Annotated in this window: 8 protein-coding genes; all 8 read right to left on the reverse strand. The window is 62.7% G+C overall.

What is annotated here, in order from left to right; all coding sequences use genetic code 11:
• From tssK to tssB, 8 genes are read right to left on the reverse strand one after another with little or no spacing between them, the layout of a single operon-like run.
• Positions 1-1,344: a type VI secretion system baseplate subunit TssK gene (tssK, locus tag C5O79_RS01290; protein ID WP_124474480.1), complete on the reverse strand. Its 1,344-nt coding sequence runs from the start codon at positions 1,342-1,344 to the stop codon at positions 1-3.
• A complete protein-coding gene (gene tssJ, locus C5O79_RS01295) occupies positions 1,341-2,405 on the reverse strand; it encodes a type VI secretion system lipoprotein TssJ (RefSeq protein ID WP_131931056.1) in 1,065 nt (354 codons plus the stop codon). The genes tssK and tssJ overlap by 4 nt, the downstream gene beginning before the upstream one ends.
• Entirely contained in the window at positions 2,402-3,748 is a 1,347-nt protein-coding gene (tagH, locus tag C5O79_RS01300) for a type VI secretion system-associated FHA domain protein TagH (protein ID WP_205746213.1), read from the reverse strand. Before tagH ends, tssJ begins: the two co-directional genes overlap by 4 nt.
• Complete coding sequence (gene tssG / locus C5O79_RS01305) at positions 3,745-4,767, reverse strand: type VI secretion system baseplate subunit TssG (RefSeq protein ID WP_131931057.1); 1,023 nt, start codon at positions 4,765-4,767, stop codon at positions 3,745-3,747. Before tssG ends, tagH begins: the two co-directional genes overlap by 4 nt.
• The gene (gene tssF, locus C5O79_RS01310; protein WP_131931058.1) at positions 4,731-6,497 is read right to left on the reverse strand and encodes a type VI secretion system baseplate subunit TssF; all 1,767 of its coding nucleotides are present in this window, start codon (positions 6,495-6,497) and stop codon (positions 4,731-4,733) included. Before tssF ends, tssG begins: the two co-directional genes overlap by 37 nt.
• Before the next feature lie 34 nt (positions 6,498-6,531).
• Complete coding sequence (gene tssE, locus C5O79_RS01315; protein WP_122478202.1) at positions 6,532-6,960, reverse strand: type VI secretion system baseplate subunit TssE; 429 nt, start codon at positions 6,958-6,960, stop codon at positions 6,532-6,534.
• 13 nt (positions 6,961-6,973) lie between these two features.
• A complete protein-coding gene (gene tssC, locus C5O79_RS01320) occupies positions 6,974-8,449 on the reverse strand; it encodes a type VI secretion system contractile sheath large subunit (RefSeq protein ID WP_122478204.1) in 1,476 nt (491 codons plus the stop codon).
• A 58-nt stretch (positions 8,450-8,507) separates the two neighbouring features.
• The gene (gene tssB, locus C5O79_RS01325; RefSeq protein WP_131931059.1) at positions 8,508-9,014 is read right to left on the reverse strand and encodes a type VI secretion system contractile sheath small subunit; all 507 of its coding nucleotides are present in this window, start codon (positions 9,012-9,014) and stop codon (positions 8,508-8,510) included.
• Positions 9,015-9,408 lie beyond the last annotated feature (394 nt).

Raw genomic sequence — 9,408 nt, forward strand, 5'->3', positions numbered from 1 at the left:
TCATTGGCTCCGGATGGCCCAGAACTGCATTTCCAGTTCAGGGAAGTCGCCGGCGACGTGGAAGCCGAAGCCGGATGTCTGTTGCGTCATGACCTGCCATGCCGGATGCGTACGATCGAGCTCGAAATAGATGAAACCGGCGTGATACGGCAGATAGCGAGGCGCCACGTGCAACTGCTTGAGCGGGATGCCGGGCAGTTGCAGGCTGACCAGTTCGCCGAGCCGCTCCACGGAGGTAACCTTGGCTTGCTGGACGAACAACTGACGCAGGTCGTCCGCGGACATCCGGGCGCGCACGGCGAGCACGAATTCCGCACCTTCGATCAGCGTGCGATCGCGCACCTCCGCAGTCAGCGAGCCGTAGCGCTGCTCGACAATCGGCAGCGACACCGCGCGGGGCTGGAGCACGGTGCTCAGGGTCCGCCGCAGGGTATCCATGAGGATGCGGAAGGACACGCGCGGATCGTCGTGCTGATAGGCCGGGTACTCCTGCGGCAGACGGCCCTCGTCGGTGAAGGTGACCAGTTCACCGCAGGCCTGGATAAAGGCCACGTAGAGCTCCTCGGGATGGACATGCCGCTTGCGCGACAGGTAGCTGAACCAGGGCTGCAGGCGGTTGATGACTTGCAGCAGGTTGAAGTCCGTGACGTCGGCCACGCCCGACTGACCCGCGGAGCCGATGCGTTCGGCGATGTTCTTGGCCCGCTCGCGCATCAGCCCGGCCACTTCGCCGACGAAGCGATGCAGCGGCGCGATGGCGTTCACGGACAGACTGGTGGGATAGAACCCGTTGTCGTCCAGCACCAGGCTGCCGTCAGGGCGGCGGTCGAGAATGCGGCACATGGCGATGCCGGTGAAGGCGCTGCGGTCCTGCTGTTCCAGTGCGAACTGAAGGTTGGGGACAACGAGGTCCACCGGCTGGTGGTCGCCTTCGAGGCTGTGCGTGTCGCGCACGGCCTCCGTGCGGGCCACGTAGCGCGCGTTGGCATAGGTATCGGGCCAGCGGACTTCGAGGCCACTGTCTTGCTTGAGCGGCAGCGTCAGGTAGACCGTCTGATTGGCCACGCTGGCATCGGTAATGGCCAGGGGTTCCGGCGCCGGCTGCTCGCCGGGAATATCGATGACGGTGCCGTCGGGCATCACGCCGCGCGCCCGCACGATCGCCACCTTGCCGAAGGCCAGGTACTCATGGTTGAGTTCCAGTTCGCTGAAGCCGTAAAGATGGTCGCTGACGCTGTTCACGCGCTGGTTGGCGTGGTACTCGGCGGCTCGAGCCTGCTGCTGAAAGTGCTGGGGCTGGACGAACAGTCCTTCTCCCCAGAGCACGGCGTTGCGTGAGGTCATGGCGTTACCTGGATTCGGGATAGGTTGGAAGCGGCCGGCAGTTTCGGAGCCGAAGGCAACGGCCCAGCCGGCAGCGGCGGGACGGCCGTTGCTGCCGGCAACTTCGCGGTCGGCCGCTTGGCGGTTTTCTTGGTGGGCGCGGCAGGCACAGGGCAGGCCGCCGGCGCGGGGGCCGCGGGTAGCGCGGGCCGCCCCTCACGCGTCAGGCTCACGCGCGTTTCGCTCAACTTGACCAGCAACGAATATTTGCGGCCCTTGGGCTCGATCGCCATGACCTGCTTCCAGGCCACCGCGTTCGCGTCGTGGAAGTCCGCAATAGCGGCGATGAAGCGCGTGCCGGCGCGAACCTCGCCGAAGGGCACGAATTTGAACTGTCCAGGCAACAACAGGTAGTCGTCGGCGGCCAGGTAGGTGCTGCCCAGGGTCTTCTTCAGGTCTTTGCGCAGTTGATCCGGGTCTGCATTGAGCAGCACGGAGTCGTCCTTGAGTTGCACGACCTTGAAGGCGATGGGGGTTCCAGGTGGCTTGGTCAGCTTCGACCGGGCGGTCGACGACGCAAAGCTGTAACGGCGACCACTGGCGTCGTACTGCCCCAGTTCGAGACCCTGCCGACCGGCGATCCCCGTGTTCGGCAACGGAGGCACGATCACCTGCTCGCTCGACTGCCCGGCTCCCGGACGCTCGGACAGCGCACCGACACCGGCCGCGGGCCTCGCGACAAACGCGGAAGCATCGGCGCCGGTGCGCAGCTGCTCGATCAACAGTTGCAGGTTTTCGATGAGTTCGGGCTTGCTGGCGCTGACGAAACGCACGGCATAGGGGCCGTCTTCCGCGTCCTGCTCATCGGTAGCATCGAGCCCGGGCACCTGATCCTGCCCATTGGGATTGACGTCGTGGTCGGCATACAGGCTGAGGCCGATCTGGGTCGGCTGGTCATCATCCACGCCCACCTGGATGGACGGGTCCATCAGCACCTGCCCCGTCTTCTTGAAAACATTGCCGACGGTGCTGCATCCCATGAGCATCAGCAGTGGCATCAGCGCGCAGACGAGCCGCTTCATCGCGGCTCCTGGCGCAGGGCTCGGTCATAGGCCTGTTCGAAGACTTCCCAGAACAGTTTCTCGAAGCCTTGCTGGCGAGGGGATGCCAGCTCGTTGTAGTAGTGGGTGTACATCTGCCAGTTCCAGTCCGCTCCCTCGGATGGTTGGACCTGGGCCGGCCGATAGCGCTGGAAGCGCTGCTGCAGTTGCTCCGGCGAGAAGGCACGCAGCAGAGCCTGGAGGCTGGCCTCAATGGCCTCGATCAGCGCGGTCTGGTGCCGTTGAACCTGGGCAAGGCTTTCCTCCACGGCGGCGGACGGCGACAGATGCACGACGCTGCGTTCGCTGGAGAACAGCGCGCGTACGGTCTCCGGGTAACCCAGCCCCAGGCGCAAGGGGTTGTCCTCGATGGGCTGGAGCGTGCGGGCCAGCGGCGCCAGATTGCGCCGCTGGCCGTCCTGGGCGTGCTGCAAGGCCGTGATACCGTGAATGACAGCGCTCAACGTCCTGCCGAGCTCGTGCAACAGCGCCTGCCCCATCTGAGGATCGACCACGCCGACCGGGGCTCCCAGCCCTTCCACCAACGGTTGGATCAGGGCATTGGTGTCGCCGGTCGAGACGGCTCGCGAGTAGGACTGCGGCATCGTGGATTCTCCAGATATGGTCTTGGGTGAGCCGGACACGGCTTCGAATCGGGTACGGGCGTGGTTGGCCTGGGTCTGGCTGGGACTGAGTCCGTAGTTCGTCGGGTCCAGCGGGGCGATGCCGAGTACCGGCTCGCGCCGCTGTTGCTCCGCATCCAGGGCGGCCAGCGGATCGCGCTCGTCTGCGGGCCGGCGCTCTCTCGCGAGGTCATCGAAGGCGCTGAAATCGGGCTTGCGCGCCCCCGCGTCCAGCAGCCGGTCGGCCTCGGCCACCGGGTGCAGGCCGGCGCTCGGCTCGTTGAGCAGCTCACCCACCGAACGCTGCTGCAGCGGCTGGCTGTTGTGCAGATGCGGCTCGGACGTCTGCAAATGGACGGTGACCTGATAGGCGCCGATATGCAGCATGTCGCCGTCGCGCAGACGCGCGGCCGTGCCACGCCGCAACGGTGTCTCGGCATCGTTGACGCGGGTGGCGCCGCTCTGGTCGCGCACGCAGTAGCTGTTGTCGATCCAGGCGATCTCGCAGTGAATCGCCTGTACCTGGCCTTGCCCGTCATCGAGCCGCCAGTCGGCACCGTGGCTGCCAATGGTGCCGCCAGCATGGCCGAAGCTATGCCGTGCAGTGCTGCCGGCGCGCAGGGCATGGGTATTGGCAACGAGTAGTTCGAGGCGCTGCGTGTCTGCCGACATCCGGCTTGTTGGAGGAATGGGCGTGTTCATAGTCGCACCTTGATACGCACGGGGGTTCGAGTGGCGTCATCGCCATTGACGAAAGTGGTCCAGCCGAGATGCGAACCGCGCCCCCGGCTCAGATTGAAGGACTCGACTTCCGCCGGGCGAAGTCGCAGCTCCAGGTCGAAGGCCATCGGATCGCGCAGCAGGAATTCCATGAGCTTGCGCAGGCGTGCGAAGTCCTCTCCGCTGGGCAGAAAGTGGCGGAAGCGCTCCTGGTCGAGATCGGAGATGACGATGGTGAATTTGTTGTGGCAGGCGCGCACCCGCTTGCCGATCACGAAGCTGTCGCCGACCTCGCCATTGCGCTTGCCCAGCGACAGGCGCTGCCCCGGCGGGATGTCGACGTAACGAATCTCGAACTCGCGCACCTGAACGGATTTCAGGGCGAAGCAATCGGCCACGATGCCCGCGACCATCGACACGGAGCGGCTGCGGTTGATGATGGAGCCGGCGAAACTGAGCAGACGGCTCCAGGGCAGCGGTGTCGCGCCGCGCAAGTCGCCGTCGCCCAGCCCGACGAGGGCAAATACATAGCGGGAGAAGCCGTCGCTGGCTTCGCTGCGGAAGCGGATGTGATAGCGGTACTTGCGCCATGCCCGGTGCAGCAGTGTGAGCAGACGGTGGTGAAAGAAGTCGAGGAAGGCCGGACGAATCCCGATGCCCTGCCCATACTCATAGGCAAGACGGTCCAGGTAATAGCCCGGCAGCGGCGAGTCGGGGCCGTGCAGCCCGAAGAAGTTGGCCCGTATCTGGTAGTCGCTGGCAGAGCCGTCGGGCATACGCGCGGCGAAGCTGATGTCCGACGCCGGAAATGCCAGTCCGGCCGAACTGCTCAGGCGGATGCGCCAATGGGCATCCCCGAGCGGATCGCTCGCTTCCAGGTCGTCGCCGTGCAGCGCATGCAACTGCTCCAGCAAGCGGAAGAAGTCGTAGGCCTTCGCGCTGGCGAGCACTGCATCGGCGACGGCTAGATCAGGGGTTGCTTGCCGATCTGCAATGGCCATTGGTAGCGCTCGTTGTTGCTGGTGTTGATGACTTCCAGCACGTGGAAGGAGTTGATGCTGGCGTAGAGCGCCAGGAAGTGGCTCAGCACGCTGCCGAACAGATAGAGGTCCCCTTCGCAAAGGAAGGCGTCTTGATCCAGGTGCAGCACTGTCTTCAAGCCACGGATGGGCAGCCCCTTCATGAGCCAGTCCATCGGTTTGGTCTCGGCCTCGCCGATGCCGGCCAGTCGCTTGCTGCTGGCCCGCGCATGCTGGATGTCATGCAGCGCCGCGAAGTCGTAGGCGCGCAGGACCGCCTTGAGCGGTTCGGCCGAGAGCAGCGACAGGTAGTTCAGCGACAGGTTGGAGATCAGGCTCCACTGAAGATCGCCGTCCAGCACCGGCCGATAGGATGGCGTCGGACGCGTGATGTTGCGGCAGCGACTGTAGGATGGCGCCCTTTCCGACCCCTCACAGATATCGCCCACGTCCAGTGCAAGCGGAAGGTCGCGATTGGTGCAGGTGAGCGACAGCGAAACCGTTTCGGTCTGGTCCACATACTCGCTTTCGTCGGCACGCACGAAGGAAACGGCGTGGTCGAGACCGCTGCCGTCAAGCGCGTTGCCAATGTGGGTTCGGTAGTAGATCGCGGTACGACCTTCGGCATGCTCGACTTCGTGCGCCATCGACTCGAATGGGCGGAAGGTACGCAGCCCGTCTCCACGTCGCCCGTCAGCGTGGCGACGCAGCCCCCGTACCTCGTCGATGCTGAAAATCTCGTAGGCCAGCGGCGGCTGCCCCGCGGGATAAACCGGCTGTTGTGCGAGCTTGCCGTCTATCCTGATCGGCTCGGCGTCACGGGCGAACAGGTTGACCGCGGGGGCGCAGTACAGGGCAAGGTCGCCATCGCGCAGGCGAATGCCCGGTGGCATCGGCCGGCTGAAGTGGAACTCGATCCGGACCGCCTCCTGGCTGGTCGACGGCCAGAACGGCGCCAGGCCGCTCAACCGGAAGCAATGAAAGCGCTGGGGAAAAATGAAGTACTCCTGCAATATCCGGTAGCCGTCGAAGGCATTTTTCGGATATGGCAGCAGGGCTTCATCCGGGGCGAAACCAGGAAACTCCACCTGTCGGTTGGGCAGTGAGAACGCCTTGCCGTCAATGTCTACCCTGACCTTGTCGAGGTACTGAGACAACCAGAGATAGATGGTCTGCGCCGTGGTGTCGTCGCCACTGAGCTGGAAATCCAGCTGGTCACAGTCCATGAGACTGGGCGGGTTGTCGGTCAGGAACGACAACTCGACCGTCACGATCGACTTTTCTCGCGAATGGGCATCGCTCACCTGGGTCATCTTGAGCGGCAGCAGGTGAACGTCCGCACAAGTGCGAAAGCGGCACTGGACGCCATCCACCGGGCGGGACAACACGACGGTTCCCTTCGGCACGGTTTGCCGCTGCGTGATGGCCGTTTCGACCGGCTCGAAGCAGACGATGGTCGAGCTCGGCAGCGGCCGAAGGTAGTTCGGCCACAGCAGCTGCAGCATCGAGTGCGTCAGCTCCGGCAAATCATCTTCAATCTTGAGCCGTAGCTTGGCGGTTAGGAAACCGAATCCTTCGAGCAAGCGCTCGACATCGGGATCGGCGCCCTCCCCTCCAAGGAAGCGGGAGAGTTGCGGATTGTCACGGGAAAACTCGCGGCCGAAGCGACGTAAGTAGTCGAGCTCTTCTCGGAACTTGCGGCGTAATGTCATGGCAACGACTTTCCATTGCGGATCGCGCGGCGGGTCAGGTGAACCGCGCGATCCTGTTGTGATGCTGAAGCACCAAGTCGAGCTCGATGCTTTCGTGTGCGTTGCGAACCGGCACCAGGCAGTGCAGCCGGAAATGCAAATCCATCGGGCGCATGGCATCCGTGAGCGGCTGAACGCGGGTCACCGTGACCCGCGGCTCGAACTCGCTGACCACGGCATGAATGTGCTCGCCCAAACGGTGCCGCAGATCGGCACTGCCGACCGCGACGTCATTGAAATCCGGCAGGCCTAATTCAGGACTGCTGGAAGAACAGCCCTGCCGAGCATTGAGCACCCACTCGAGATGCCGCTTGATGGCCTGGATGCGTTCGGCGGCCAGATCCTGGCTCGTCCGCAGACGTCGCGGCGCAAGCTCGGGATCGAGCCGCTCGAACAAACTTCCCTGTCCGAGCGTTCTCGGCATGACGTGACTCTCGTTATTCCTTGTCGAGCTTGCCGACAAGGGACAGTTCGAAGTTGGCACCCATGTACTTGAAGTGCGGACGCACCGCGAGCGACACCTCATACCAGCCCGGATCACCTGCCACATCCGCCACGACCACGCGGGCCGCCCGCAGCGGGCGGCGGCTGCGCACGTCTGCCGATGGGCTCTCCTGGTCGGCGATGTATTGCTTGAGCCAGTTATTCAGCTCGCGCTCAAGGTCTTGCCGCTCTTTCCAGCTACCGATCTGCTCGCGCTGCAGCACTTTCAGGTAATGCGCCAGCCGGTTGACGATAAACATGTACGGCAGTTGCGTGCCGAGCTTGTAGTTCGTCTGCGCGGCCTGGCCCTCCTCGGTCTTCGGGAAAACCTTCGGCTTTTGCACCGAGTTGGCGGAGAAGAAAGCAGCGTTGTCGCTGTCCTTGCGCATGGTCAGAGGGATAAAGCCCGCTTCGGCGAGTTCGAACTCGCGGCGGTCCGACACCAGGACTTCGGTGGGAATCTTGGCCTGCAACTGGCCGAGGGATTCATACAGATGGACCGGCAGATCATCCACCGACCCGCCGGACTGCGGGCCGATGATGTTCGGACACCAGCGGTATTTGGCAAAGCTGTCGGTGATGCGGTTGGCGAGCAGGAACGAGGTGTTGCCCCACAGGTAGTTGGCGTGGTTACCGTGGACGCCTTCGCGGTAGACAAAGGTACGCGTCGGGTTGTCCAACGGGTCGTACGGCTGGCGCAGCAGGAAGCGCGGCATGGTCAGGCCCAGGTAGCGCGCATCCTCGGATTCGCGCAGGCTACGCCATTTGGCGAAACGAGGACCTTCGAAGATGTCGCTGATTTCCTTCAGGTTGGGCAGCTCCTGGAAGCTTTCCACATTCAGGAACTCGGGACCGGCAGCGCCCAGGAACGGCGCGTGGGCCATGGCGCCGACCGCGGCCACGTAGCCAAGCAGCTTGATGTCCGGCGCCGAAGGGCCAAAGGTGTAGCTGCTGACAATGCAGCCCACCGGCTCGCCGCCAAACTGGCCATAACCCGCCGTGTAGGCATGCTTGTAGAGGCCGCTACGGGTGATATCGCCGGCCCCCTCGAAGTCTTCCAGCAGCTCGGCCTTGCCGACATGCATGAAGCCGATCCTGATGTTCTCACGCGTATCGGTGTTGTCGGCCAGAAGCTTGAGTTGGCGCCAGTGGGATTCCAGATTCTGGAACGACGGATCGTGGAGGATCTCGTCCATCTGGGCGGTGATTTGCTCGTCGAGCCGGGCAATCATGCTGTCCACCAGCAGCTTGCTGATGGGCTGCTCGTGATCATCCGTCTTGAGCATTTCGGCAATAAACGCAGCAACACCGCGTTCGGCGATAGCGTAGCCCTCATGACTGGGCTCGATGCGCGTCTGCGCCATGATCTGTTCGAGCAGCCCCTGGGATTGGGCCGCTTCAGCCTGGACAACAGCGCTTTCGGTTTTCATGTTCTTTTCCTTGAAGCCGCGGAGATATAGGAAGGTGTGATGTGCAGCAGAAGGTGCGTCAGTCGGACGAGCCCTTGAGCGCCTGGCTCAGCTCTTGCGCGAGCTTGCTGCGCGCCGCCTCATCCCCGAGCAGGGCTTGCAACTGCTTGCGGAACGCGGGCACGTTACCCATGGGCCCCTTCAGGGCTACCAGCGCCTCGCGCAGTTCCAGCAGCTTGCGCAACTCGGGTACCTGCCGAGCGACGGCATCAGGACTGAAATCCTTGATGTGCTTGAACTGAAGATCGACGGTCAGCGTGTCGTCAGCGTTGGCATTTCCGAGGCGCAAGGGAACGGCCGTTTTCAACTCCACGCCCGCCTCGCTGAGCACATCGTTGAAGTTGTCCTTGTCGACGCGCACCACCGGCCTGTCTTCGAGAGCCGTCTCTTCTTCGTGCCCCTTGAAATCGCCAATCACCAGCATATTCAAAGGCAGTTCGATCTCCGCCTGCTGATTACCTGTTGCCGGAACATATTTGATATTGATTCGTTCCTTCGGGGCTACCGATGCCGTGCTCTTCGCCATAAATACTCCTTATCCTTATTTCTTGAGGATGCTGGAAATTCGCTCTCAGCCGTAAACCGCAGCATGACCAACCTGGCTCGAAATCTGCTTGGGAAATCACCCCAAATATTCCATGCCCCTCAGAAAACATGGCTCTCAGAAGCGCTTACCAGACATACCTAGACATACGCGGCCCGCCTGAATAATTGAGCCCACTCCACCACACCGTCAATCAGACGAGTCTGAAATTTCAATAGAAGCCGTCACAAAACACCACCTGATATTGAAAGCAGAAAAAACATGACATTTAGCAATAATTTCCCACTCACAAAACAAGAAATATCCCGTTTACTAATTGTCGATATTGTGTTTCCTTAATGGGCTAACCATTCCCCGCACTCCTGATATATCTGCG

This window comes from Burkholderia sp. SRS-25 (genome assembly GCF_004343765.1).
Classification (GTDB): domain Bacteria; phylum Pseudomonadota; class Gammaproteobacteria; order Burkholderiales; family Burkholderiaceae; genus Burkholderia; species Burkholderia contaminans.